This is a genomic window from Actinomycetota bacterium (assembly GCA_035765775.1).
Classification (GTDB): domain Bacteria; phylum Actinomycetota; class CADDZG01; order JAHWKV01; family JAOPZY01; genus DASTWV01.
Window position 1 is genome coordinate 143,176 of record DASTWV010000055.1, and the last position, 25,671, is coordinate 168,846.

Below are 25,671 nucleotides of genomic sequence, written 5' to 3' on the forward strand. Positions count from 1 at the left end.
ACGAGAAGGACGATCGTGGTGCTGGACTCCCTGGAAGACGCCCTGACTGCCCCCGCTGGTCCCGCCGCCCCGGGCGCCCGCGTCCTGGCGATCGCCAACCAGAAGGGCGGGGTGGGCAAGAGTACGACCGCGGTCAACCTGGGCGCCTGGCTCGCACTTGAGGGCCACCGCGTCCTGATCGTCGACCTCGACCCGCAGGCCAATGCCTCCACCGGGGTGGGTGTCGATCCCCGGCGGGCCTCGACCACCGTCTACGACGTCCTCGTCGAGGAGCGCCAGCTGGAAGACGGGATCGAGCCGACGGCGGTCAAGGGCCTGTTCTGCCTCCCGTCGACCATCGACCTGGCCGGAGCGGAGATCGAGATGGTGCCCATGCTGTCCCGGGAGATGCGCCTCAAGCGGGCACTGGCCCCGGTGGTGGGAGAGTTCGACTTCGTGCTCATCGACTGCCCGCCCTCCCTCGGGCTGCTGACGGTCAACGCCCTGGTGGCTGCCACCGAGGTGCTGGTGCCCATCCAGTGCGAGTACTACGCCCTGGAGGGCGTCGGCCAGCTGCTCAAGAACGTCCAGCTGATCCGTTCCAGCCTGAACGCCACCCTGCGGCTGACCGGCATCGTGCTCACGATGTTCGACGCCCGCACCAAGCTGGCGGAGGAGGTGGAGGCGCAGGTCCGGGGCCATTTCTCCGGACGGGTGTTCCAGTCGGTCATCCCCCGCAGCATCCGGCTGGCAGAAGCTCCGTCGTTTGGCGTTCCCGCCGCCCTGCACGACCCCCGTTCCCGGGGGGCAGTCGCCTACCACAACCTGGCCCTCGAGGTCCTTGGGCGCCCGCTCCCCTCGGCGGAGACCCGCGCCGAGACCCGGGCCCAGACCCAGGGGGAGACCCAGGGGGAGACCCCCGTCCCGGTGGCCAGCGCCGCTCCCGCATCCCACTCCCCGCCGGCTGACGGCGCGCACGAAGGAGGAGAGCCGTGACGATCCGTACCGGGCTCGGCAGAGGCCTCGGCGCCCTGATCCCGAGCGGCGCCAACGCCCTGGAGGAACTCCCGACCACATCGATCGTCCCCAACCCGGGCCAACCCCGCCGGAGCTTCGAGGACGAGGCCATCAGCGACCTGGCCGCCTCCATCCGCCAGGTGGGCATCCTGCAGCCGGTGGTGGTCCGCCCGCTGCCCGACGGCACGTACCAACTCGTGGTCGGTGAGCGCCGCTGGCGTGCGGCTCGCCGGGCGGGCCTCACCACGGTGCCTGCACTGGTCATCGAAACCGACGAGCGGGGCGCGCTGGAGCGGGCGCTGGTGGAAAACGTCCACCGCCAGGACCTGAACCCCCTCGAGGAAGCGGCCGCCTACCAGCAGCTCGTGGACGAGGCCGGGCTGACCCACGAGGCCCTGGCCGAGCGCCTCGGGCTTTCCCGGCCGGCGGTGAGCAACGCGCTCCGCCTCCTGGAGTTGCCGGCGGGAATCCAGCGCCTGGTGCTGGATCATCGCATCTCGGCGGGGCACGGCCGGGCATTGCTGTCCCTCAACGGCCATCCCCTGCAGGAACGGGTGGCGCAGCGGGTGGTGGCCGAGGGGCTCTCCGTCCGCCAGACCGAGGAGCTGGTGCGGGAGTACCGGGTGGACGTGCCCAAGGCCCCGCCTGCGCCCCGGCGGCCCCGGGCGGCGCTGGAGGACCTGGGGGAGGCGCTCTCAGAGGCCCTTGCCACCCGGGTCCGGGTCACGATGGGCAAGCGCAAGGGCTGGGTGGTGATCGAGTGCGGCTCCCGGGACGACCTCGACCGGGTCTGCGAGGGCCTGCTCCGCCAGGGCGGCGGTGAGGACGAGGCCGCCGTGGCCGGCCCCGGCTCTGACGGCGGGGCAACGGAGCGCACATTCGGGGGCCCAGAGGACGCGTTTCACGTGGAACCGGACAGCAGGATGGTGCCGGAACGCTCCTACGAGGACCTTCCGGACGACCCCTTCAGCTAGCCCGTCCCTGGCCGTCCCCGCCGGCCGATAGTTGGAGGAGTAGTACATCCCCGGGCTGTACCACGCCGCCAACAAAGAACTGGCCCCCCACCCGCAGGGAATGGCCGTACCAGGGGCACGCCCACCCCTGCGGCAGGAGTGGCGCCCCCGCGAGGGGCTCGAGAGGAAGTAGCGCTCCAGGGGCTAGGCAGAGTCCGCCTGGGTGAAGTAGGCGCGCACTGCTGCCGCCACCGCCTCGACGATGCGAGCGGCTGCCCGGGAATCGGCCAGCAGCTTCACATCGTCGGGGTTGGTGATGAAGCCGGGCTCGATGACCACGGCCGGCATCCGGGTCTCACGGAGCACTGCATACGCCTTGCCGTGCGACCGGCAGTCGATGAGGCCCTCGGCCGCCAGGCGGACCTGCAGAAGGCCGGCCAGATGCTCGCCCGGTTCGGAGGCGACCCCGCCGTGCTCGAAATAGTACGTCGCCGCCCCGGACGCCTCGGGATTGGTGTGCGCGTTCAGGTGCAGGGAGAGGAACAGATCCGCTCGGGCCTCGTTGGCCAGCCGGGCTCGGTCGGACTCCGCCGGCCCGTCGTGGGGGCCCCGCGTGAGCATGACCTCGGCGCCATCGGCCTCCAGGAGCCCGGCGAGCGCAGTGCCCAAGTGGAAGGTGATCTCACTTTCCGCCTCGCCCGAGGGTCCCCGCTCGCCCGAGTCATCGCCCCCATGGCCGGCGTCCACCGCGATCCGCTTGCCCACGAGGCCGGGAGGGCCGGACTGGCGTGCCTCGCGCTCCCGGATGCGGGGCCCCAGTCCCATGCGGGTCACCAGGCGGAGGCGGCGCAGGGCCTGCAGCGTCTCGATCCCAACGATCCCATCATCTTCGATGCCCAGGTTGCGCTGGAAGTCCCGCAGGGCGGCGGCGGTCTCCACCCCGAAGATGCCGTCGTGCTTGCCGGCATCGAAGCCGAGCGCGTTGAGGCGCATCTGCAGGTCCCGGACGTCGTCACCCCGCAGGTAGGGCTCCTCCTGGCGCAGGATCCGGCCGCCCAGCGCCCACGAGCTCTCCACCATCGCGCGCCACGTGGCATCACCCACGATCCCATCGACGTCGAGCCCACGCGACTGCTGGAATGCCCGGACGGCCTGCTCGGTGGTGGGGCCGAAGAGCCCACCGCGCTCGGCGGGGGCGATGACCAGGCCCAGGTGCTCGAGGCGCGCCTGGAGGTCCTGCACCGCCCCTGAGTGCTCCCCCCGGCGGATTAGACGCATTCCGCCCAGCCTACTGCCGGAGGCTCGGTCCGGGCCTCAGTCGCTCTTAGTGGCCCTGCTCCTCGAGCCAGCGCTCGGCGTCGATGGCCGCCTGGCAACCGGTGCCAGCAGCGGTGATTGCCTGGCGGTAGGTGTGGTCGACGACATCGCCGGCGGCGAAGACGCCCTCGACGCTGGTCCGGGTGGCGTACGGGCAGCCCGGCGCCCAGTCCGTGGTGAGGGCGGGGCCGGCCACCAGGTAGCCGGCGGCATCGAGCTCGAGCTTGCCCTTGAACAGGGTCGTGTTGGGAGTGTGGCCGATGGCCACGAAGATCCCGCCCGCCGCTATTTCGGATACCTCACCGGTGACCAGGTTCTTGAGACGGGCGCCCGTGACCCGATGCTCGCCGAGCACCTCCTCGATCGCCGAGTTCCAGACGATCGAGATCTTCTCGCTGGTCAGTGCCCGGTCCTGCATGATCTTCGAGCCCCGGAGCGCGTCCCGGCGGTGGATGAGGGTGACGTGGGTGGCGAACCGCTGCAGGAAGAGGGCCTCCTCCAGCGCGGAATCCCCGCCGCCGACCACCAGCAGGTCCTGGCCTTTGAAGAACGCCCCGTCGCACGTGGCGCAGGTGGACACGCCCCGGCCCATCATGCGCTGCTCGGAATCCAGGCCGAGCATCCGCGCCTTGGCGCCGGTGGCGACGATAACCGAGTCCGCCGTGTAGGTGGTCTTGCGAACTGCGATGCGGTAGGGGCGATCGCTGAAGTCAACCTCGGTCACGTCATCAGTGACGAACGTCGTCCCGAAGCGCTCCGCCTGCTTGCGGAACAGTGACATGAGGCTGGGGCCCATCACGCCGTCGGGGAACCCGGGGAAGTTCTCCACCTCGCTGGTGATCATCAGCTGCCCACCGGCATCGAAGCCCTCGATCATGAGCGGGGCGAGGTTGGCCCGGGCGGTGTACAGCGCCGCCGTCAGGCCGGACGGCCCTGACCCGATGATGACGACCTTGTGGTGCAGCTCCTCGGTGTCTTCGCTCACGGTGCCTCCAACTCCCTCGCGTCCGCCGGCATTCCCGCTCTCCGGCGGGCAGCATAGGGCCGGGGCGCAGATAGTGGGCAGTAGCCTGGAAGGCCAGATGGCCGGTCAGGCGTGCGTCAACCACCCGAAGCGGATGACCCGGGTGTCCTGCTCGTCGTGCGGGAACCCGATCTGTACCGCCTGCATGCGGGAGACGCCGGTGGGCATGAAGTGCCCGGCCTGCGCCCGGCCGAAGCTGCACGCCGGCGCCCTCGGGCGACCCCGGCACTACGCCGCAGCCACCGGCGCCGGCCTGGCGGTGGCCGTGCTCATCGGGGCTCTAGCGACGCTCGCCCATCTAGGAGTCTTCGGCATCGTGTTGCCGATCATCGCCGGGGTGGTCGTGGGCCGGGCCGTGGCGTGGGGCGCCGCCGGGCATCGCCATGGGCGGTTCGTGGCGATCGCGGTGGCGACCACTGTGGTGGGGCTTGTGGCTGGGTCGGTGCTGGCTGGGGCGAGCTTCAAGGGCGCCGCCGGCCCCGCGGCGCTGCTCGGGCTCCTCCTGGCGGCCTTGGCGGCGGGGTTCGCCGCCGGCCAGTAGTCCCCAGTTTTTGGGGGCGGCCTTCAGGTAGCAGCCACCCGCTGGCATGATGGGCCCATGACCGACCACGCCGCCGTCGAGGGCCGCCGCCCGAACCGCCTCATCGACGAGATGAGCCCCTACCTCCTGCAGCACGCCCACAACCCGGTGGACTGGTACCCCTGGGGCCCGGAGGCGCTGGAGCGGGCCCGGACCCTCGACCGCCCCATCCTGCTCTCGATCGGGTACGCCGCCTGCCACTGGTGCCACGTGATGGAGCGGGAGTCCTTCGAGGACCAGATCACCGCGACCTACATGAACGGCCACTTCGTGTGCATCAAGGTTGACCGGGAGGAGCGGCCCGACCTCGACTCGATCTACATGGACGCCGTCCAGCTGCTGACCGGGCAGGGCGGCTGGCCGATGACGATGTTCCTCACCCCCGAGGCGGTCCCGTTCCACGGTGGCACCTACTTCCCGCCCGACGACCGGGGCGGGATGCCGTCCTTCATGCGGGTCCTCCGCGCGGTGTCGGAGACCTGGGAGGCCCGCCGGGACGAGATCCGCCACCAGAGCGGCCAGGTGCTGGAGCGCCTCCAGATGCTGGCCGGGCTGGCGACGGCCCCGCAGGAGGGAGCCACGGGGGGCGGGGAGCCCCTTGGCGCTGCCGTGCTGGAAAAGAGCGTGAGCGAACTCGGATCCCGCTTCGACCGGGCCCACGGAGGCTTCGGGCGGGCGCCCAAATTCCCCCAGCCGCCCATCCTTGACCTGCTCCTACGGGCCTCGGCCGGAGGTTCCGGGTCCGGGCCAGAGCCCGGCTCTGCCCGGGAGATCGTCGAGTTCACCCTGCAGAAGATGGCCCACCAGGGGATCTACGACCAGGTGGGCGGTGGCTTCCACCGCTACGCCGTGGACCGCCAGTGGCTGGTGCCGCACTTCGAGAAGATGCTGTACGACAACGCCCAGCTCGCCCGGCTGTACACCCACGCCTGGCAGGCCTGGAAGGTGCCCCTCTACCGGCGCATCGCCCAGGAGACGCTGGGTTACCTGCTGCGGGACCTCCGGGACCCCGCCGGCGGGTTCGCCTCCAGCGAGGACGCCGATTCCGAGGGCCACGAGGGCAAGTTCTACGTGTGGGACTTCGCCGAGGTCGAGGCGGTGGCACCCTCCGCCCTCGAGTACTTCGGGGTGAGCAGGGGGGGCAACTTCGAGGGCAGGAACATCCTCACCGCCGCCTCGGACGAGCCTCCGCCCGGGACGGTTGCCGCCCTCCTGGAGGCCCGGTCACGCCGGGTCCGCCCCGCCCGGGACGGCAAGGTGCTGACCTCGTGGAACGGCCTGGCCATCGGCGCCTTCGCCGACGCCGGGGCTGCCTTCGGCCGCCCGGACCTCATCCAGGCCGCCCGGGAGTCCGCCGGCTTCCTGCTGGAGACCGCCCGGGACGGGCAGGGCCGCCTGGTGCACGCCTACAAGGACGGCCGGGCGAGCGTTCTCGGGATGATGGAGGACTTCGCCTACCTGGCCGACGGCCTCTTCGCCCTGTGGGAGGCCACCTTCGAGCCCCGCTGGTTCGAGGCTTCTCTCGCCCTCGCCCGGGAGATGCTCGACCGCTTCTGGGATCCCGCCGGCGGGGCCTTCTTCTCGACCGCCTCCGACCACGAGTCCCTGCTGGTGCGCCAGAAGGAGCTCATCGAGTCCGTGACCCCCAGCCCGAACGGGGTGGCGGCGCTGCTGCTGCAGAAGCTGGCACTGGTCGTCGGCGACGCGTCGCTGCAGGAGCGGGCGATGACGCTGCTCGAGGTCGCCCGGGGGCTGATGGAGGCCTCCCCGATCTCGGTGCCCTCGCTGACCAGTGCGCTCAGCTTCCACCTGGCCAAGGGCAAGGAGGTCGTGGTGGTGGCGGAGGGATCGTTGGCGACGGCCGGCCCGCTCCTGGCCGTCATCCGGGACCACTACCTGCCGAACGCCGTGCTGGTGGGATCCCCGCCCGGGATCCCCACCCCCCTGCTCGAGGGCAAGGCCGCCCGGGGCGGGGCGCCCACCGCCTACGTGTGCGAGGGCTACGCCTGCCGGGCGCCGACCACCGACCCTGCGGTGCTGGCGAAGCAGCTGGAGGCCTAGCTGCCGTACCCGTGGGCCTACGGACCGGAGTCAGCCCCTTCCGGGCAGGACGAGGCGGGGACCCACCCGACGTCGAGGCGGCGCCATCGCCCGCCAGCCATGCCGAGCTGGCCAGCGATCCGATATTTGTGCATGGCCGAACAGGATTATCATGTCCAGCCATGCACAAAAGGGGGTCTACCGCTCGCTTCGCGCACACGGCGCGCGTGGCGGTCCCCTTCACTCCTAACGGCCGTCGTGGCGGTGGCGGCGTTCTTAGGCATGTGGTTGATCGCCGATCTCTACTGGCTATGCCGTTGGGTCATCCGGTCCTTCCGCCGGCCGAGTCCTCGCACCGCATTGAGGGCGTGCCCTTGCCTGTCGCCTTCGCCTTGGTTGCCTTGGGCGCCTTAGCTCAGAACGACAGCGCCTGGTAGATCTCCACGAAGAGCCGGTCCATGTTCTGCACCATGTCGCGCTCCTCGGTCTGGCTGTCGTACAGCAAGATGGCGCACGAGTTGGTGTTGGAGGCGTTGGCCAGGCCGTTCAGCTGCTTGTAGGCGGTGGAGTGGTGCGACGCAATCCGGGCCACCATGTTGCACGCGCACGCGTCGTAGGTGGCGGGCGTCGGGGTCTCGGCCCCGACGTAGTTGGCGAACTCGGCGATGATGCCGTCGGTGGCCTCGCTGGTGTCCCGCCGGGGCGGCAGCTTGATCAGGCGGAAGATGTCCTCCAGGCGCTTGACCTGGCCCTGGGTGATGGTGTGGTACTTGCCCAGCAGCTCCTGGACCTTGGCGGAGTTCAGTTCCGGCACGATCTTGCCCAGGGCCTCGGCGAACTTCTGCTCGCTGTCGTTGATCACCGCGAGCTCGTGCTCGAAGAGTTCCCGTGCCGCAGGTTGGTCTGATGCCATCGCATAGCTCCTCTCTGTCCGCGCTGCCCGCTACGCTCCGGTGACCAATGAAAGGAGCGCCATGCCCGACCAATACGTCGTTGTCATCGAGATACCCGCCGGGAGCCGCAACAAATACGAGTACGACCATGACACCGGTGCGATCTTCCTCGACCGCCGACTGTTCACGGCGACCAGGTATCCCACAGATTATGGCTTCTTCCCGGGTACGCTCGCCGCCGACGGCGACCCCCTGGACGCACTCGTGCTCACCGCCGATCCCACATTTCCCGGATGCCACATCCGGGTGCGGCCGGTCGGGGTGTTCTGGATGGAGGACGAGAAGGGGCCGGACGCCAAGGTGCTGAATGTGCCGATCGGCGACCCGGTGCTGTCCCGCATCAACTCGATCACCGACCTCGAGGCTGAGCAGCGCAACGAGATCGAGCACTTCTTCACCATCTACAAGGACCTGGAGCCCGGCAAGCGGGTCTCCACCCGGGGCTGGAGCGGCCCCGAGGAGGCGCAACAGCAGATCGCCATCGCCGCCGACCGCTACACGGCCAGCGAGGGTTCCCCCAAGGCTACGAAGCCCTCTTGATCCGGGCGCCGAGGCCCTCCCCGAGGCCGATGAGCCCCAGGCCGACGATCAGGTGCACGATCTTGACGGCCACCGACGGGCCGCCGTTCATGCCGGTCTGGGCAAAGCCGAGGATCGGCGCAGCCAGGCCCCAGATGACGGCCACGGCGATGAAGGTGGTATTGACCTTCGCCTTCGCGGCCAGAAAGGCCAGGGCGAACACCGCCAGCACCAGGAGGATGGCCAGCGACTCGTGGGCGTGCTCCAGGCTCTGGTGGGTTTCGCCGTGGCGCCAGAGGAAGATGCCGAGCACCAGCACGGCGAGTCCCAGCACGCGCACGGCCATCTGCAGGATGAGGGGGAGACGCTTCATGGCGCTGGCAGCATAATCCTCCAGGCGCGGGGCTCTGGCGCCGAACTAACATTGACGCGGCAGGCAGTGAAGCACGGTGGAAGGAGGGTGGCCACATGACCGGCGACATACCGCATAGTCCGTCGCGCCACCCGTCTCCCGCGCTGCACCTGTTACCCCCGCACGGCCGCTAGCCCCGCTGCCACACCGGCCCCCCCACACCGGGAGGGCCATCTCCTGGCGGCGGGGCGGACCACACCGCCGCTGCTTCCGCCCCGTAGCCGACTCCGACTCTCGGCTGCGCCGAGCTTTTCCAGGAGGTGAGCCATGTCCCGCATACCGCCGCTCCCCGGCCGGCGCGTCCTGCAGAACTACCGCGTGGGACGCAGCCAGCGCCTGCTCACCCTGAAGAACGTGCGCGAGTCCCTGGTGTCGGTGGCCGGCATCGTGGGGCGCCCGGTGCGCAACCAGGCGGGCGAGGAGATCGGTCGTGTGCGCGACGTCGTCGTGAAATGGGCCGGCGACGACGAGTACCCTCCGGTCACGGGGTTGGTCGTGGGGATCGGCCGGCGGGAAGCGTGGGTACCCATCGAGCAGGTCAGCCGGCTGGCGGCCGACGGCGTCGAGTTGTCCTCCGCCCGCCTGGACCTGCGTGACTTCGGGCGGCGCGAGGGCGAGGTGACCATGATCCGCGACGTCATCGACCACCAGCTGGTGGACATCGACGGCGTCAAGGTGGTCCGTGCCGCCGACCTCTACCTGGCCCCCGTCCAGGGGGTCTACCGGCTGGTGGGCGTCGATGTCAGCGCCCAGACGCTGCTCCGCCGCCTGGGCCCCGCCCGGTGGCGGACCACCGCCACCCCCGACCGGGTCATCGACTGGGCGGCGATCCAGCCCTTCGGCACGCCGACCGGCCCCACCGGTGAGGTCCGGCTGCGCACGCCGCACCAGGGCCTGCGCCGGCTGCGTCCGGGCGAGCTGGCCGACCTCCTGGAGGAGCTGAGCCACCGGGAGCGCCGGGAGCTGCTCTCGGTGCTGGAGCCGGAAGCCGCCGCCGACGCCCTCGAGGAGATGGAGCCCCGGGAGCTGAACGCCCTGCTGCAGGAGTCGCCCCCCGAGGAGGCCGCCGAGCTGGTGGCCCGGATGGAGCCGGACGAGGCGGTGGAGGCGCTGCGCGACCTGGAGCAGGAGGACCGGGACGAGCTGCTGGAGCTGATGCCGGCGGAGGCGGCAGACCACCTCACCCGGCTCTTGGACTACGACGACGACACCGCCGCCGGGCTCATGACCACCAACCTCGTGCTGGTGGGCCCCGACGAGCGGGTCGAGGAGGTCCGGGACCGCCTGCGCACCATGGAGGGCCACCAGGTGGACATCGACGCCGTGATCGTGGTGGACGCCGACGGCGGCGTCGTGGACGACGTCACGCTCTTCGAGCTGTTCGTTGCCGAGCCCGGCACCCGGATGGCGGAGCTGGCGGGCCCGCCGCCCGCGGTCACCATCCTGGCGGACGCACCGGCCGAGGAGGTGGCCGAGCGCCTGATCGACAACCGGGGCTCGTCCCTGGTGGTGGTGGACGACGAAGGCCGCCCGCTGGGACGGATCCTGGCCGACGATGTCGTCGACGCGCTGGTGCCCGGCCGGGGCCGCCGGCTCTTCCCGGCCCACCCGGAGTAGCGCCCGCCGGTGGAGGCTGCCCCCGACGCGGTGGAGGAGACGCCGGCCGAGCATGCCCGCCGGGCGACGCTCGCGCCCCGCCGGCCGTCACCCCTGCGCCGCGCCCGGCGCTACCTCCTGGTGCTCGGGCCCGGGCTGATCGCCGCCAGTGCGGGCAACGACGCCGGCGGCATCGTGACCTACGCCTCGGCGGGGGCCCAGTTCGTCTACCGCACCCTGTTCCTCATGGTGCTGATCACCGTCTCCCTGGTGATCGTCCAGGAGATGGCGGCCCGGCTGGGGGCCTTCACCGGCCAGGGGCTGATGTCGCTGATCCGGGAGGAGTTCTCGCTGCGGGTGGCCACCTTCGCCGTGGTGTGCCTGGTGATCGCCAATGTCGGCCTGGTGGTCGCCGAGTTCGCCGGCATCGCCGCTGCCTTCGTGCTCTTCGGGGTCTCCCGCTACGTGTCGGTGCCCATCGCCGCCGTGGTGATCTGGGGGGCCGTGGTCTTCGGCACCTACCGGTACGTCGAGCGGGTGTTCCTGCTGCTGTCGCTGGTGTTCTTTGCCTACCCGGTGGCGGCGATCCTGGCCCATCCCCACTGGCACATGGTGGCGGCGCAGACGGTACTGCCCCACTTCTCGGAGAGCAAGGCGTTCCTGCTGCTGGCCGTCGCCCTGGTGGGGACCACCATCACTCCCTACATGCAGCTGTACCAGGCCGCGGCGGTGGCGGACAAAGGGATCGGCCCCGAGGAGTACCCGCTGGAACGGGTCGACGCGGTGAGCGGTTCGATCTTCTCCAACCTCATCGCCATGGCCATCATCGTGGCCACCGGGGCGGCGATCGGCGGGAGCGGCGTGCTGGTATCGGCCAAGGCGGCGGCCAGCGCGCTGCGGCCGGTGGCCGGCGGGGGCGCGGTGGCCCTGTTCGCCATCGGCCTGCTGGGCGCCTCGGCCCTGGCGGCCGCGGTGGTGCCGCTGTCCACCGCCTACGCCCTGGCCGAGGCGGTGGGGGCGGAGCGGTCGGTGTCGCGCCGGTTCTCCGAGGCCAAGGTCTTCCTAGGGCTCTTCACCGCCCAGATCGCCATCGGGGCGTTGCTGGCGCTCAGTCCCGGGAACCTGTTCAGCCTGCTGATCGGCACCCAGGTGCTCAACGGGCTCATTACGCCGATCATCCTGGTGTTCATCCTGATCCTCGCCAACCGGCGGAGCCTTCTGGGCGCGGCGGCCAACGGCCGCGTCCTCAAGCTGGTGGCCGGCATCTGCATCGCTGCGGTGGGCACCCTGTCGCTCGTGGTCTTCGGCCAGACGGTCTTCGGCTGGCTCCACCTCTGAGCCCACCTCTGAGCCCGCCCGCAGTCGCCGTCCGGCGGGCGAGGGCCACCGCCAATCTCCTGGTGAACCGGGCACCGGCGGTGGACGCCGTGCCCCAGGCCCTCGTCGGTGTCCAGGCGCAGGACATGGCCGCCGCCGAGCTTGCCTTCCGGGCACGCACCGCCGGGTGCACGGTGCAGGACGTGCGGGCGGCGGTGACGGGCGGGGCGTTCGTGGTCACCTGGACGCTGCGGGGCACCCGGCACCTGCACGCGGCCGAGGACGTCCGGTGGCTGGTGGGCCTGCTGGGTCCGGTGTTCGGGCGCCCGGGCGCCCGGGACCGGCAGCTGGGCATCGCCGGCGAGGCCGGGGAGCGGGCGGTGGCGGCGCTGGGCCGGGCGCTCGAGGCAGGACCGCTGAGCCGGGACGAGGTGCGGGAGGTTCTGGCCCGCCTTCCCCTCGTGGCCCCCCTTGGTGTCGATGTCACCGGCCAGGCCCCCATCCACATCGTGCAGCGAGCGGCCCGGGCGGGGGTGCTGTGCATCCTCCCGGCGCCGGGGCGCCCAGCCGCCGAGGACCTCTACGTGCTGCTGGACGACTGGGTCCCGCCGGCCCCGGCCGTGGCGCCCGAGGCGGCGGCGGCCCGCCTGGCCGCCCGCTTCCGGACGGGCTACTGGCCCGCCACCGCAGCCGACTTCCGGGCCTGGTCGGGCCTGCCGGCGGCCCTGGCACGGGCCGGATGGGCGGCGGCCGGGGGCGACACCGGGCCGGCGGCCCCCGCACGCGAGCCGGTGCCTGTGCGGCTGGCGGGCGCCTTCGATCCGCTGTTGCTGGGCTACGCCGACCGGTCGGCGCTGCTGGCCCCCGGCGGCGCCCCCCGGATCAACGCCGGGGGCGGGATGGTGCGTCCGGTGGTGTACGCCGACGGCCTGGCGGTGGCCACGTGGGGTTGGAGCAGCCCGAAGCGGCGCAGCATTGCCATCGCCCCCTTCGGGGAGCCGCCGACTGCGGAGGAGCTGGCAGCCGAAATCGAGGATGTCGAGCGGTTCTTGGCGGCAACTGACCCCGGTCAGAGGATGGGGAAGTAGCGGGCCAGCTCCCACTCGCTGACCTGGCTCACGTAGTCGCCCCACTCCTGTTTCTTGTTGCGGATGAACCACTCGAAGACGTGCTCGCCCAGCGTGGTGGCCACCAGCTCGGAGCGCTCCGCCTCGGCCAGCGCCTCGCCCAGGGAGCCGGGCAGTGACACGACGCCCTCGGCCGCCAGCTCCTCGGGGGTCATCTGGTACAGGTTGACCGGGAGTTCGTCGGCCAGCTTGTAGCCCTCCTCCACCCCCCGCAGCCCGGCGGCCAGCACCACGGCGAAGGCCAGGTAGGGATTGCACACCGGGTCGGGCGCCCGGTACTCGATCCGGGTGGAGTCCGGCCGGCCCCGCCGGACGTGGGGCACGTTGACCACCACCGACCGGTTGTTGCGCGCCCAGGCGACGTAGACCGGCGCCTCGTATCCCGCCACCAGGCGCTTGTAGGAGTTCACCCACTGGTTGGTCACCGCGGTGATCTCCCGGGCGTGGGTGAGCAGCCCGGCGATGAATCCCTTCGCCACCGCCGAGAGCCCGTCGGGCGAGCCGGCGTCGTGGAAGGCGTTGGCGTCGCCCTCGAAGAGCGAGAAGTGGGTGTGCATGCCGGAGCCCTGCACCGACCCCAGGGGCTTGGGCATGAAGGTGGCGTGCGCCCCGGCGTCCTGCGCCAGCTCCTTCACCACGTGGCGCACGGTCATCACGGTGTCGGCCATCGCCAGGGCGTCGGCGTAGCGCAGGTCGATCTCGTGCTGGCCGGGGGCGTCCTCGTGGCGGGCGTACTCCACCGGGATGCCCATGTCCTCCAGGGTCAGCACGCTGTCCTTGCGCAGGTTCGCCGCCCGGTCGGTCACGGTGAGCTCGAAGTACGAGCCCCGGTCCAGCGGCTGGGCGCCCGGGTCGGGCGAGTCGAAGTAGAAGTACTCGATCTCGGGGGCGGCGTAGCAGGTGAAGCCCCGGGCGCGGGCCCGCTCCAGCGTGCGGCGCAGCACCGCCCGCGGGCTGCCCTCGAAGGGGCTGCCGTCCAGGTTGTAGATGTCGCAGGCGATCCGGGCCAGCGGCGCGCCCCGCTCGGCGTGCCAGGCCAGGAGCTGCAGGGTCCGGGCGTCGGGCCGGGCCAGGACGTCGCTCTCCTGCACCCGGCTGAAGCCGTCGATGGCCGAGCCGTCGAAGGTGATCCCCTCGCCGAGGGCGCCCTCCAGCTCGGCGGGCGTGACGTCGAAGCTGCGCGGGATGCCGAGGACGTCGGTGAACCACAGCTGCACGATGCGGATCCCGCGCTCGTCCACCACCCGCAGGGCATACTCCTCCGGCCGTTCCATGCGCCGCAGTCTCCTACAGAGCGCCTCGGGATGCGGTCAGGGGGTGCGCCCGTAGAACAGCCGCTCCACCACGCCCCGGGCGCGGCGGGTGACCCGGCGGTACCGGTCCCGCAGCTCGGGCCCGGTGGTGCCCAGGCTCGCGGCCAGGCGGGCCAGCTGCTCCGGTTGGGTGGGCAGCGAGTCCCTCCCGGGCGGAGCGGATCCCGTGGTGGGCGACAGCATGAGGAACCACCGGTTCCGGGTCCGCTCGCAGAAGCGGTAGGACTCCGACAGCGCCCGGGCATCGGGCTCCGAGAGGGCGCCGGCCCCCTCGAGGGCGGAGAGCGCCGCCATCGTCCCGGTGGCCCGGACCCCGTGGGTCATCTGGAGGAGCTGGACCGTCCATTCGACGTCGGACAGCGACCCCTTGCCCAGCTTCAGGTGGAACTGGGGGTCCTCCCGGGGCGGGATGCGCTCCCGCTCGATCCGGGCTTTCATCCGCCGGATCTCCCGCACCTCGTCATCGGTGGGCGGGCGCCAGACCCAGCCCCGTACCAGCTCCATGAACGCCGCCCCCAGGGCCGGGTCGCCGGCCACCGGCCGGGCCCGGACGAGCGCCTGGCGCTCCCAGGTCACCGCCCGGCGCTCGTAGTACGGGCGGTACTCCTCGATGCTGCGCACCAGCCGGCCCTGGCGGCCTTCGGGGCGCAGGTCGAGGTCGACGTCGTAGATCCCGGCGTCGGGCGTCGCCCCCTTGACCAGGCGGCTGAGGTACTCGGCGGCGTGGTGGGCGGCCGCCGGGTCCTCGCCGCCCGAGACCAGGAGGACGTCGAGGTCGCTGGCGTAGGAGAGCTCGCCGCCGCCGAAGCGACCCATGGCGATGACCGCCAGCGGCACGGGAGGGTCCACCGTGCTGATCGCCGCCTCCAGTACCGCCTCGGCCAGGTGGGTCAGGCCCCGGCCGACGTCCTCCACCCCGGTCTGCTCCACCACGTCGCCGGCGGCGATGCGCAGTTCCTCGGCCCGCTTCAGGCGCAGCAGCCCAGCCCGCCGGGAGTCGGGCGCCGACCGCCAGCGCAGGGCTGAGAACGCCGCCTCCACCAGCGCCTCCCGCCCCCGGGGCACCAGGGCGGCGTCGGAGCCGAGATCGGCCAACAGCTCGGGCTGGCGTTCGAAGCCCCGGTGGAAGCGCCGGCCGGTGCCCAGGACCAGGCACAGGCGGCGGGCGGTCTCCGGCGACTCCCGGAAGGCGGCCACCAGGCCGGGCAGGGGCCGGGCCCGCCCGACCAGGGACTCCAGCCCTCGCAGGCCGAGGTCGGGATCGGGGGACTTCGACAGCCAGTCCAGGACGAGGGGCAGCATCTGCTCCATCAGCCGCGACTCCCGGGTGAGCCCCCGGGTGAGGGCGGCCACCGCCCGGCCCGTGCGCGCCGGGTCGGTGAAGCCGAAGGCGGCGAGGCGGGCGTCCACCGCCTCCTCGGGCATGGCTCCGCCGGTGCCGGCGAACGCCTCGAGCAGGGGGCGGAAGTAGAGGTGCTCGTGCACCGTGCGCACCGCCGCCTGGTGGAGGCGGAGGTCGCCGTCGAACCGGGCGAGCGCGGTCCGGGCGGCGTCGTCGCGGTAGCCCAGGACGCGGGCCAGCCGGCCCCGCTGACCGGCGTCCTTGGGGACCGCGTGGACCTGCTGGTTGTCCTCCAGCTGCAGGCGGTGCTCGACCACCCGGAGGAAGGTGTAGCCCCGGGCGAGGGTCTCGGCATCCCCCGGGTCGACATAGCCCGCCGAGGCCAGCTCGCCGAGGGCCTCGAGGGTGTTGGGCGACCGCAGGGCGGCGTCTCTGCCCCCATGTACCAGCTGCAGGAGCTGGACGGCGAACTCGGCGTCCCGGATGCCGCCCCGGCCCCGCTTGACCTCCCGGTCCGCCAGACCCCGGGCGGCCACCGCCTTCTCCGACCGGGCTTTCATCGCCCGCACCGAGCGCAGCTGCTCCGCCCCGAAGGGCCGGCCCCACAGGCGCCTGCCGGCGGCCTCGGCGAAGGCCGCGCCCAGCGACGCGTCGCCTGCGACTGGCCTGGCCTTGAGCAGGGCCTGGAACTCCCAGGGCTTGGCCCAGCGGTCCCAGTAGGCCGCGAAGGAATCGAGCGGCAGGATAAGCCGCCCGGAACGGCCCTCGGGGCGCAGGTTGGTGTCCACCCGGAAGCACTGCCGGGCGATGGCAAGCACCGCCAGCGGGTCGCCCTCGCCCACGAACATCACGTCCACATCGCTGGCGTAGTTGAGTTCCCGGCCCCCCAGCTTGCCCATGCCGATCACCGCCAGCCCGGGATGATCACCACCTGCCTCCCCGGCCAGCACGCACGCCTCGGCGAAGACGTCCTGGGCCAGATCGGCCAGCCCGGCGCCCACCGTGGGGAGGGGGTCGAGGCCGAGGAGGTCCCGGGCGGCGATGCGCAGGAACTCCCGGCGCTGCCAGGCGACCAGCCCCTCCGTGCCCGGGCCGCGTGCCGGGCGGCGGTCGAGCCGGGCCAAGACGTCCAGGGCGTCGGGCTCCGTGGCCAGCAGCTCCGCCAGGGACCGGCTGGCCACCACCACCGCCACGGTTGCCCGGGCGAGGTCAGGGTCCCCGGCGAGGCGGGCGCGCGCCTCCGGCTGGTGCTCGGCGATGCGCTCCAGGGCGAGGGCCACCGCCGCAGGGGCCGCCGAGCGGGCCACGACGTCACCGAGGAGATCCGGGAGGGTGTTCATCGGGTTCGCGTCTAGCATGACGGGCCATGTCGCAGAACGGGTCTCGACGGCCCGGCAGCTGGCCGACCGCTTCTGGGAGCAGCTCCTGGAGCTGGACCCCATCCTGGGCACCCAGGTGGGCGACGAGCGCTTCGACGACCGGCTCCCCGATCCCAGCGCCGCCGGCGTCGCCCGGCGGGCGTCGGTGTACCGGGGCGTCCTGGACGAGATGGGCGGCATCGACCGGGCGGCGCTCGGGGTCGAGGACCGCACCGCCCTCGATGTCGCCGAGGCCATCGCCCGGTCGGGCCTGGACGCCATCACCTACCGGCTGGACCGTTTCCGTGCCGTCTCCCACCTCTTCGGCCCCGCCCAACTCCTCGCCGAGCTGGGATCGCTGCAGCGGGCGGACACGGCGGAGCGGGCCGAGCGCTACCTCGCCCGGCTCGCCGCGGTCCCGACGTACCTGGCTGCGGTCAGCGAGGTGGCCCGGGAGGGCGCCGCCAGTGGCTCGACCGCCCCGGCCTTGGTGGTGGACCGGGCGATCGGCCAGGTGGAGCGCCTGCTGGCGGGCGACCCGGCGACGTCGCCCGGGATGTCGCCCTTCCCCGCCGGAATGGCCGAGACGGAGGCCGGCCGCCAGGCGGCAGCCGCGCTGATGGAGGAGGCCATCTGGCCCGCCTACGCGGGCTACCTCGCCGCTCTGCGGGCCTACCGGCCGGCGGCGCGGGAGACCATCGGGGCCGGGGACCTGCCCGACGGCCCAGCCCTGTACGCCAGCCAGATCCTCGCCCACACCACCCTGCCGCTCACCGCCGAGGAGGTCCACGCCACCGGCCTGGCCGAGCTGGCCGCCATCCAGGAGGAGGAGCGCGAGATCGCCGGTCGACTGGGGCACCCGGACGCAGCTTCGGCGCTGGCGGCGCACACCGCCGCCGGGGGCAACGTCGCTGGCACCCGGGCGGAGCTGCTCGCCCGGGCGGAGCGCCAGGTGGCCCAGGCCTGGGATGCCGCCTCCGGTTGGTTCGGCCGCCTGCCGGCCTCGCCGTGCCAGGTGAGCCCGGTGGAGGCCTTCCGGGAGGAGGACATGCCCCCCGCCTTCTACATCCCGGCCACCGGCGACGGGTCCCGGCCGGGGATCTACTACATCAACCTGGGCCACCTGGACGCCGTCCCGCTGCACATGTTGGCGACGATCTCGTACCACGAGGCCAATCCGGGCCACCACTTCCAGATCTCCATCGAGCAGGAGTTCACCGAACGGGGGCCCCTCCGGCGCTTCGGCGGCATCCAGGCCGGGACCGCCTTCGCCGAGGGCTGGGGGTTGTACTGCGAGCGGCTGGCCGGCGAGATGGGCCTGTACGAGTCGGACTACGAGCGCCTCGGCATGCTGGGGGCCCAGGCGTGGCGGGCGGTGCGGCTGATCGTCGACTCCGGGATCCACGCCCTGGGCTGGGACCGGCAGCGGGCGGTGGACCTGTGCACCTCCGTCGGCCTCGCCCGCCCGGTGGCCGAGGTGGAAGTGGACCGCTACATCTCCTGGCCCGGCCAGGCGCTGTCGTACAAGATCGGCCAGATCGAGATCCAGTCCCTACGGGCCGAGGCCGCCCGCCGGCCGGGGTTCAGCGTGCGGGCCTTTCACGACCGCCTGCTGGAACTCGGCACCCTGCCCCTGGCGGCCCTGCGCCGGGAGATGTCGAGCGTGTAGGGTTCCTCGGCAGCATCGGTTTTGGGAGCGGCGGCAGCGGGGCCAGCGGGGGCAGCGTGGGCGAAAGCAGCAGTGCCTGGGAGAGCGCGCTCGAGTATTTCGACGCCGCCGCCGACCTCATGGACCTGGAGGAGGGCATCCACGCCATACTCCGGGCCCCCAAACGCTCCTTGATAGTGTCGGTCCCGGTCCGGATGGACGGCGGCGACGTGCAGGTCTTCACCGGCTACCGGGTCCACCACGATGTCACCCGGGGGCCGGCCAAGGGTGGGATCCGCTACCACCCCACGGTGTCCCTGGACGACGTCAAGGCGCTGGCCATGGCGATGACGTGGAAGTGCGCCGTGGTCAACCTCCCGTACGGCGGCGCCAAGGGTGGCATCACGGTGGACACCACCACGATGTCGATGGGCGAGATCGAACGGATGACCCGGCGCTACGCCTCCGAGATCCTGCCGCTGATCGGCCCGAACAAGGACATCCCGGCGCCCGACCTCAACACCGACGAGCAGATCCTGGCCTGGATGATGGACACCTACTCGGTGAACGTCGGCCACTCCGTCCCCGAGGTGGTCACCGGCAAGCCGGTGTCGATCGGCGGCTCCGAGGGCCGGGCCGAGGCCACCGGCCGGGGCGTCATGTACCAGGTCCTCTCGGCGCTCAAGACGCTGGGGACGGGGGTCGAGGGCGTCCGGGTGGCCGTGCAGGGTTTCGGGAAGGTGGGGGGCAGCGTCGCCCGGCTGCTGCACCGGCAGGGCTGCCAGGTGGTGGCGATCTCCGACGTCTCCGGCGGGGTCGTCAACCGGCACGGGCTGGATCCCGACGCCATCGAGCGCCACCGGCGGGAGACCGGGGAGCTTGCCGGCTGCCCCGGGACCGATCCGGTCAGCAACGCCGACCTGCTGGAGCTGGACGTGGACGTGCTGGTGCCAGCCGCGGTGGAGGGCGTGCTCACCGAGCGGAACGCCGACCGGGTCCGCGCCCGCCTGGTGGTGGAGGCGGCGAACGGCCCCACCACGCCCGCGGCGGACCGCATCCTCAACGAGCGGGGCGTGCTGATCGTCCCCGACGTCCTGGCCAACGCCGGCGGGGTGGTGGTGTCCTACTTCGAGTGGGTGCAGGACCTGCAGGCCTACTTCTGGTCCGAGGAGGAGGTCAACGCCCGCCTGCGCCAGATCATGGAGCGGGCGTTCCTCGACGTCTTCGCCACAGCCCAGGCGAAGAAGTGGACCACCCGGGAGGCCGCCATGGTGGTGGGCGTGTCCCGGGTGGCTGAAGCCTGGCGGGTGCGGGGCCTGTACCCGTAGGAGCTCCGGTGGTTGCAATGGGCGGCCCGGATGCCTAAGCTGGCTGGAAACCACACCCGTGTAGTTCGAGTTCGGCTGGGTGACTGCTGGTGAGGGGGCCGCCGTGAGCGAAGAGCAGGACACCCCCGGCTTCGGGGACCGTGAGAAAGAGATCCTCGAGTTCGAGCGCTTCTGGTGGAAGTACGCCGGCGCCAAAGAGCGGGCCATAAAGGACAACCTCGGGATGTCCGCCACCCGGTATTACCAGTTGCTGAACCTGATCATCGACATGCCCGACGCCGTGGCCTACGACCCGATCCTCGTCAAGCGCCTCCAGCGCCTGCGGGCGTTCCGCCAGCGGGAGCGGGTGGCCCGCCGCCTGGGGATCCAGCTGTCGGGCCAGTCGTAGCGTCGCCCGCCGGCGCGGGATGCTCCCCATGGCGCGGATGGCCTGAGGCTGCATTGCACTTTGCTACACTCAGCGCATGGCGCAACTTGTTACCCGCATAAGCGACAAGCTGGCGGGCGAGGTGGACGCCCTCGTGGCCGCGGGCGAGGTGCGAAGTCGCTCGGAGGCTGTCCGCCTGGGCCTCGAGCATCTGGTCGACCACTTTCGACGCGCACGCATTGGTGCAGCCCTTGTCGAGGGCTACCGCAGAATGCCGCAGACCGAAGAGGAGTTGGCCTGGACCGACCAGGCGACGGTCGCCATGATCAATGAAGAGTCGTGGTAGCGGGTACGCCCACACCCCGGCAGGGCGACATCTGGTGGGCCGAGGCGGAGGACAAGCGCCGGCCCGTGCTGATCATCACGCGATCGGAGGCGATCCCGGTCTTGGCCGCGATCGTTGTGGCGCCTATCACCACCACCATCCGGGGCATCCCTACGGAGATCGCGGTCGGGTCAGCCGAAGGGCTGCCCGCCGATTCTGCGGCTTCCTTCGACAACCTTCAGCCCATCCGACGGGGCTTTTTGACCGTGCGGATGGGGGAACTCGGCATCCGGCGCACCGAGATCTGCTCCGCCCTCGAGGCTTTGGCCGACTGCTAGCGGCACCGGGGCGCCCGGCGCGTGGGCGCCGGGTAGCATGGGGGGGCCGTTCCTTCCCCGTGAGCCGGGAGGCTCCGCATGGCCCATGTGCTCAACCTGACCTGCCGGGAGTGCGGGCGGACCTACCCCGTCGGCCCCGTGCATGTGTGCGACTTCTGCTTCGGCCCCCTGGAGCCGGCCTACGACTACGCCGCCATAGCCGCCACGGTGAGCCGGGAGAGCATCGCCGCCGGGCCGCAGACCATCTGGCGCTACGCCGGTCTCCTTCCCATAGAGGACGGGGTCGAACGGGTGGACCTCGGCACCGGCTGCACCCCCCTCGTCCGGGCCGACCACCTGGCCAGGCAGCTGGGCATCGCCGAGCTCTACCTGAAGAACGACATGGCCAACCCCACCCACTCCTTCAAGGACCGGGTGGTGACCGTGGCGCTGACCGCCGCCCGGGCGATGGGCTTCACGACGGTGGCGTGCGCCTCCACCGGCAACCTCGCCAACTCGGTGGCCGCCCACGCCGCCCGGATGGGGCTCAAGGCCTTCGTGTTCATCCCCGCCGACCTCGAAGCCGCCAAGATCGTGACCACCGCGGTGTACGGGGCGACCGTCGTGGCGGTCAAGGGCAACTACGACCAGGTCAACCGGTTGTGCTCCGAGGTCGCCCAGACCCAGCACTGGGCCTTCGTCAATGTCAACCTGCGCCCGTTCTACTCGGAGGGGTCCAAGACGCTGGCCTTCGAGGTGACCGAGCAGCTGGGCTGGGAGGCGCCCGAGCACGTCGTCGTGCCGGCGGCGTCCGGGTCGCTGCTGACCAAGGTGCACCGGGGACTGTCTGAGTTGCACAAGGTGGGGCTCCTGGAGCAGGCACCCGCCACCAGCATCCACCTGGCGCAGGCGCTGGGCTGCAGCCCCATCGTGGGGGCGGTGCAGTCCGGGACGGACCACATCCGGCCGGTGAAGCCGAACACCATTGCCAAGTCGCTCGCCATCGGGAACCCGGCCGACGGCTACTACGCTTCCAAGATCGTGCGCCGCACCGAGGGCCGGGCCGAGTCGGTGACCGACGAGGAGATCATCGCCGCCATCCGCCTGCTGGCTTCCACCGAGGGGCTGTTCACCGAGACCGCCGGCGGGGTGACCATCGGCGCCCTGGCCAAGATGGCCGCGGCCGGCGCGTTTGCCGATGGGGGCCGGGTGGTGGCCCTCATCACCGGGATGGGACTCAAGACCGCCGAGGCGCTGCAGGACCGGGTGGGGCCGACCGTGGAGATCCAGCCCGAGCTGGAGGCCTTCGAGGAGGCTCTCGGATTCCTGGAAGACCCGGCGCGGTAGATTGGCGGCCATGGCCACCCGAGTGAAGATCCCCACCCAGCTGCGCCAGCTCACCGGCGGCGAGACCGAGCTGGAGGTCACCGCAGGCTCGATCCGGGAGCTGCTGGCCTCGCTCAACTCCAGCCACCCGGAACTGGTGGAGCGGGTCCTGGGCGAGGACGGCGAGATCCGGCGCTTCGTGAACGTGTACGTCGGCGACGAGGACGTGCGCTTCCTGGACGGCCTGGACACCCCGCTGACCGACAGCGAAGTGGTGTCGATCCTGCCGGCGGTGGCCGGGGGCTGAGCCCCGCAGGTCCCCCGCACGTCCCCCGCACGTCCCCGTAGGTCGCTTCGCCGGAAATTCTGTCCGGTCTGGGGAGATGCCAGTTGCAAAGACCCGGTTAGCACTCTATGTTAGTGAGTGCTAACACTCTCAGCCTCCAGTTGCGAGTCTGGAGGGTGCACCGGCACATCGGCAACGGCAACGCCTACCACAGGAGGGACACATGGCGGTCAAAGATCTGGCGTTTCATGAGGAAGCGCGGCGGTCCATGGAGCGGGGCATGGACATGCTCGCCAACGCAGTGAAGATCACCCTCGGCCCCAAGGGCCGCAACGTGGTGCTCGAGAAGAAGTGGGGCGCCCCCACCATCACCAACGACGGCGTTTCGATCGCCAAGGAGATCGAGCTCGAGGATCCCTTCGAGCGCCTGGGCGCCGAGTTGGTGAAGGAAGTCGCCAAGAAGACCGACGACGTAGCCGGTGACGGCACCACCACCGCCACCGTGCTCGCCCAGGCCATCACCAAGGAGGGCCTGCGGGTCGTCGCCGCCGGCGCCAACCCGATCGCCCTGAAGCGGGGCATCGAGAAGGCGGTCGAGGCGGTCGTCGAGTACATCGGCAGCCAGTCCAAGGAAGTCGACTCCAAGGAGCAGATCAGCCACGTCGGCTCCATCTCGGCGAACAACGACTCCGAGATCGGCGAGATCATCGCCGAGGCGTTCGACAAGGTGGGCAAGGACGGCGTCATCACCGTCGAGGAGTCGCAGACCTTCGGCCTCGAGCTGGAGCTTGTCGAGGGCATGCGTTTCGACAAGGGCTACATCTCGGCCTACTTCGTGACCGACCCCGAGCGCATGGAGACCGTGCTCGAGGACCCCTACATCCTCATCGCCAACTCCAAGATCTCGGCGGTCAAGGACCTGCTGCCGGTACTGGAGAAGGTCATGCAGGCCGGCAAGTCCCTGCTGATCATCGCCGAAGACGTCGAGGGCGAGGCCCTTGCCACCCTGGTGGTCAACAAGATCCGCGGCACGTTCCGCTCCGCAGCGGTCAAGGCCCCTGGCTTCGGTGACCGCCGCAAGGCCATGCTGCAGGACGTCGCCGTGCTGACCGGCGCCACCGTCATCTCGGACGAGGTGGGCCTGAAGCTGGAGAACACCAACCTCGGCCTGCTGGGCTCGGCCCGCAAGATCGTCATCACCAAGGACGACACCACCGTCATCGAGGGCCAGGGCGACCCGGAGCAGGTCAAGGGCCGGGTCAACCAGATCCGGGCCGAGCTCGACAAGAGCGACTCGGACTACGACCGGGAGAAGCTGCAGGAGCGCCTGGCGAAGCTGGCCGGCGGCGTTGCGGTCATCCAGGTGGGCGCTGCCACCGAGGTGGAGATGAAGGAGAAGAAGCACCGCGTCGAGGACGCCGTGCAGGCCACCAAGGCCGCGGTCGAGGAGGGCATCGTGCCCGGCGGCGGGACCACGCTGCTGACCTCGGCCAGCGCCCTGGACAAGCTCGAGACCTCGCTCGAGGGCGACGAGCGGTCGGGCATCGGCATCGTGCGCCGGGCGCTCGAGGCGCCGCTGAAGCAGATCGCCACCAACGCCGGCCTCGAGGGCGGCGTCGTGGCCGAGAAGGTGCGCTCGCTGCCCAAGGGCCAGGGCCTCAACGCCGCCACCGGCGACTATGAGGACCTGATGAAGGCGGGCATCGTGGACCCGGCCAAGGTGACCCGTTCCTCGCTGCAGAACGCAGCGTCGATCGCGGCCCTCTTCCTCACCACCGAGGCGATCATCGTCGAGAAGCCGTCGAAGGAAGCGGCCCCGGCGATGCCCGACCACGGCGGGGGCATGGACTTCTAGTCCCGTTTCGCGGTTCAGAACTCCCCGGGGGCCGGCTTGCCGGCCCCCGGGCCGCGCCCGGGGTGCGGTGCGGCGCGGCGGCATCGGCGACGGCGGCCGGTCCGGCCGGTCGGGCCGAGCTCTGGCGGCCGGCCCTCCCTCAGGCGCCCGGGCGCAGGCTCTCGGCCAACTGGCGGAGGATGTCCCACGCCGTGGGGTCCAACAGCTCGGCTTCCACCAGCACATCCCAGGCGCCGTCCAGCAGGCGGGAGATCTCGGCCCGTACGGCCGCCTCCGCCCCCGAGGCCGACACCGCTGCCCGCACGGCGGCCAGGTCGGCCGCTGAGGCGTGCGGGTTCCCCCAGCGCCCGGCGATCGCCTCCCGGTCAGCGGCCGACGCCGTCTCCAGCGCCCGGGCGACCAGCACGGTGGGCTTGCCCCGGCGGAGGTCGGATTCCACGTCCTTGCCGGTGGCCGCCGGGTCGCCGTACAGGCCGATCAGCTCGTCGGCCAGGAAGAATGCCTCCCCGACCGCCACTGCCCAGCGGTCGAGGGCGGCGGGGATCGATGGGTCACCGCCGGCCAGGGCGGCCCCGAACGCCACCGGCCCGGCCACGCTGTAGCCGGCGGTCTTCAGGCGCTCGATGCGCACCGCGTCGCTCGCGGGCACCGGGCGGCCCGAGCTCTGCGCCAGGTCCAGGTACTGGCCGGTCACCGCCTGCAGCCGCATCAGGGCCAGCGGCCCGGACGCCCGGGCCAGCGCCTCGGGGGAGAACCCGGAGCGGGCCAACATGGCATCGGACAGCACGAGGGCCAGGTCGCCGGCCAGCACGGCGATCGAGACGCCGTAGGCGTCGGCATCCCGCTCGTGGCCTGCGGCCCGGCGCTCGGAGGCCAGCCGGCGGTGGAGGGCCGGGTGGCCGCGGCGCAGGGTGGCCTGGTCCATGACGTCGTCGTGGAGGATGGCGAAGGTGTGCAGCAGCTCCAGGCTGCCGGCAGCCCGCAGGATGGCGCTCTCCGCCCCCCGGCCCCCGCACGCCCGGTAGGCACACCAGCACAGGACCGGCCGGAGGCGCTTGCCGCCCGCCGCCCCGGCCCCCTCCACCAGGTCCAGGAGGGGGGTCGAACCGGGGGCCATCTGCTCCATGGCACCACGCCGCTCGGCGAGGAATCCGGCGGTGGCGGCGTCGAGGGCGGCCCGGAGCTCGGCGAGGGCTGAGGACGGGTCGCGGGGGGTCGTCATGCGGCCGGGCAGCGTATCAGCCGCACGTTTCCAGCCCGCAGCGGAGCGGCAGGCAAACGGCCCCTCACGTGCGCAGACATGCGGTTCCGACCCTGCCTCAAGCTGCCGTTGATCCCACCTTCATCATCGTGTGGGCTTCTGCTAGCATGC

23 protein-coding genes are annotated in these 25,671 nt (G+C 71.7%); 16 read left to right on the forward strand and 7 right to left on the reverse strand.

The window, feature by feature from the left end; translation table 11 throughout:
* The first annotated feature begins 15 nt into the window (after nucleotides 1-15).
* Together VFW71_12950 and VFW71_12955 are read left to right on the forward strand one after the other, a co-directional pair.
* On the forward strand, nucleotides 16-975 hold the full coding sequence (locus VFW71_12950) for a ParA family protein (GenBank protein HEU5003666.1): 960 nt from the start codon (nucleotides 16-18) through the stop codon (nucleotides 973-975).
* Nucleotides 972-1,970: a ParB/RepB/Spo0J family partition protein gene (locus VFW71_12955; GenBank protein ID HEU5003667.1), complete on the forward strand. Its 999-nt coding sequence runs from the start codon at nucleotides 972-974 to the stop codon at nucleotides 1,968-1,970. The genes VFW71_12950 and VFW71_12955 overlap by 4 nt, the downstream gene beginning before the upstream one ends.
* A 183-nt stretch (nucleotides 1,971-2,153) precedes the next feature.
* On the opposite strand, the gene VFW71_12960 is transcribed toward VFW71_12955, so the two are convergent.
* A complete protein-coding gene (locus VFW71_12960) occupies nucleotides 2,154-3,227 on the reverse strand; it encodes an N-acetylmuramoyl-L-alanine amidase (GenBank protein HEU5003668.1) in 1,074 nt (357 codons plus the stop codon).
* Nucleotides 3,228-3,273: 46 nt separating this feature from the next.
* Complete coding sequence (gene trxB, locus VFW71_12965) at nucleotides 3,274-4,251, reverse strand: thioredoxin-disulfide reductase (protein HEU5003669.1); 978 nt, start codon at nucleotides 4,249-4,251, stop codon at nucleotides 3,274-3,276.
* 97 nt (nucleotides 4,252-4,348) lie between these two features.
* On the opposite strand from trxB, the gene VFW71_12970 reads away from it, so the two are divergent.
* Both VFW71_12970 and VFW71_12975 read left to right on the forward strand, forming a co-directional pair.
* Complete coding sequence (locus tag VFW71_12970; protein HEU5003670.1) at nucleotides 4,349-4,831, forward strand: hypothetical protein; 483 nt, start codon at nucleotides 4,349-4,351, stop codon at nucleotides 4,829-4,831.
* Nucleotides 4,832-4,888: 57 nt separating this feature from the next.
* The gene (locus VFW71_12975; GenBank protein HEU5003671.1) at nucleotides 4,889-6,931 is read left to right on the forward strand and encodes a thioredoxin domain-containing protein; all 2,043 of its coding nucleotides are present in this window, start codon (nucleotides 4,889-4,891) and stop codon (nucleotides 6,929-6,931) included.
* A gap of 394 nt (nucleotides 6,932-7,325) precedes the next feature.
* On the opposite strand, the gene VFW71_12980 is transcribed toward VFW71_12975, so the two are convergent.
* Complete coding sequence (locus tag VFW71_12980; GenBank protein ID HEU5003672.1) at nucleotides 7,326-7,823, reverse strand: DUF892 family protein; 498 nt, start codon at nucleotides 7,821-7,823, stop codon at nucleotides 7,326-7,328.
* Nucleotides 7,824-7,884: 61 nt separating this feature from the next.
* Here VFW71_12980 and VFW71_12985 point away from each other — a divergent pair, with 61 nt between their 5' ends.
* The gene (locus tag VFW71_12985) at nucleotides 7,885-8,403 is read left to right on the forward strand and encodes an inorganic diphosphatase (GenBank protein ID HEU5003673.1); all 519 of its coding nucleotides are present in this window, start codon (nucleotides 7,885-7,887) and stop codon (nucleotides 8,401-8,403) included.
* On the opposite strand, the gene VFW71_12990 is transcribed toward VFW71_12985, so the two are convergent.
* Nucleotides 8,387-8,755 carry a hypothetical protein gene (locus VFW71_12990; GenBank protein HEU5003674.1) on the reverse strand — a complete coding sequence of 123 codons (369 nt, stop codon included), beginning with the start codon at nucleotides 8,753-8,755 and terminating at the stop codon, nucleotides 8,387-8,389. The two genes, VFW71_12985 and VFW71_12990, sit on opposite strands and share 17 nt — an antisense overlap.
* A 306-nt stretch (nucleotides 8,756-9,061) precedes the next feature.
* On the opposite strand from VFW71_12990, the gene VFW71_12995 reads away from it, so the two are divergent.
* The 3 genes from VFW71_12995 to VFW71_13005 all read left to right on the forward strand — a co-directional run bounded on the left by VFW71_12995 (nucleotide 9,062) and on the right by VFW71_13005 (nucleotide 12,795).
* Nucleotides 9,062-10,411: a CBS domain-containing protein gene (locus VFW71_12995; protein ID HEU5003675.1), complete on the forward strand. Its 1,350-nt coding sequence runs from the start codon at nucleotides 9,062-9,064 to the stop codon at nucleotides 10,409-10,411.
* A gap of 9 nt (nucleotides 10,412-10,420) precedes the next feature.
* Entirely contained in the window at nucleotides 10,421-11,728 is a 1,308-nt protein-coding gene (locus VFW71_13000) for a divalent metal cation transporter (GenBank protein HEU5003676.1), read from the forward strand.
* A gap of 62 nt (nucleotides 11,729-11,790) precedes the next feature.
* Complete coding sequence (locus VFW71_13005; protein ID HEU5003677.1) at nucleotides 11,791-12,795, forward strand: crosslink repair DNA glycosylase YcaQ family protein; 1,005 nt, start codon at nucleotides 11,791-11,793, stop codon at nucleotides 12,793-12,795.
* On the opposite strand, the gene glnA is transcribed toward VFW71_13005, so the two are convergent.
* Both glnA and VFW71_13015 read right to left on the reverse strand, forming a co-directional pair.
* Nucleotides 12,777-14,108, reverse strand: a complete 1,332-nt coding sequence (gene glnA, locus VFW71_13010) for a type I glutamate--ammonia ligase (protein ID HEU5003678.1) — start codon at nucleotides 14,106-14,108, stop codon at nucleotides 12,777-12,779. The genes VFW71_13005 and glnA overlap by 19 nt on opposite strands.
* Nucleotides 14,109-14,144: 36 nt before the next feature.
* Nucleotides 14,145-16,829, reverse strand: coding sequence for a bifunctional [glutamine synthetase] adenylyltransferase/[glutamine synthetase]-adenylyl-L-tyrosine phosphorylase (locus tag VFW71_13015; protein HEU5003679.1), 2,685 nt, complete (start codon nucleotides 16,827-16,829; stop codon nucleotides 14,145-14,147).
* Nucleotides 16,830-16,845: 16 nt separating this feature from the next.
* Here VFW71_13015 and VFW71_13020 point away from each other — a divergent pair, with 16 nt between their 5' ends.
* From VFW71_13020 to groL, 8 genes are all read left to right on the forward strand, one after another.
* Nucleotides 16,846-18,516, forward strand: coding sequence for a DUF885 domain-containing protein (locus VFW71_13020; protein HEU5003680.1), 1,671 nt, complete (start codon nucleotides 16,846-16,848; stop codon nucleotides 18,514-18,516).
* A 56-nt stretch (nucleotides 18,517-18,572) separates the two neighbouring features.
* On the forward strand, nucleotides 18,573-19,823 hold the full coding sequence (locus VFW71_13025) for a Glu/Leu/Phe/Val dehydrogenase (protein HEU5003681.1): 1,251 nt from the start codon (nucleotides 18,573-18,575) through the stop codon (nucleotides 19,821-19,823).
* A gap of 103 nt (nucleotides 19,824-19,926) precedes the next feature.
* Nucleotides 19,927-20,211, forward strand: coding sequence for a DUF3263 domain-containing protein (locus VFW71_13030; GenBank protein ID HEU5003682.1), 285 nt, complete (start codon nucleotides 19,927-19,929; stop codon nucleotides 20,209-20,211).
* 76 nt (nucleotides 20,212-20,287) lie between these two features.
* The gene (locus tag VFW71_13035; GenBank protein HEU5003683.1) at nucleotides 20,288-20,536 is read left to right on the forward strand and encodes a ribbon-helix-helix domain-containing protein; all 249 of its coding nucleotides are present in this window, start codon (nucleotides 20,288-20,290) and stop codon (nucleotides 20,534-20,536) included.
* The gene (locus tag VFW71_13040; protein HEU5003684.1) at nucleotides 20,530-20,853 is read left to right on the forward strand and encodes a type II toxin-antitoxin system PemK/MazF family toxin; all 324 of its coding nucleotides are present in this window, start codon (nucleotides 20,530-20,532) and stop codon (nucleotides 20,851-20,853) included. The genes VFW71_13035 and VFW71_13040 overlap by 7 nt, the downstream gene beginning before the upstream one ends.
* Before the next feature lie 78 nt (nucleotides 20,854-20,931).
* Nucleotides 20,932-22,179 (forward strand): threonine synthase, encoded by a 1,248-nt coding sequence (gene thrC, locus VFW71_13045; GenBank protein HEU5003685.1) that lies wholly within the window; start codon nucleotides 20,932-20,934, stop codon nucleotides 22,177-22,179.
* Nucleotides 22,180-22,189: 10 nt separating this feature from the next.
* Nucleotides 22,190-22,465 carry a MoaD/ThiS family protein gene (locus VFW71_13050; GenBank protein HEU5003686.1) on the forward strand — a complete coding sequence of 92 codons (276 nt, stop codon included), beginning with the start codon at nucleotides 22,190-22,192 and terminating at the stop codon, nucleotides 22,463-22,465.
* A 202-nt stretch (nucleotides 22,466-22,667) separates the two neighbouring features.
* A complete protein-coding gene (gene groL / locus VFW71_13055) occupies nucleotides 22,668-24,299 on the forward strand; it encodes a chaperonin GroEL (protein HEU5003687.1) in 1,632 nt (543 codons plus the stop codon).
* A 139-nt stretch (nucleotides 24,300-24,438) separates the two neighbouring features.
* Here the strand turns inward: groL and VFW71_13060 are convergent, their stop codons facing one another.
* Entirely contained in the window at nucleotides 24,439-25,521 is a 1,083-nt protein-coding gene (locus VFW71_13060; protein ID HEU5003688.1) for a polyprenyl synthetase family protein, read from the reverse strand.
* Between the last annotated feature and the right edge of the window lie 150 nt (nucleotides 25,522-25,671).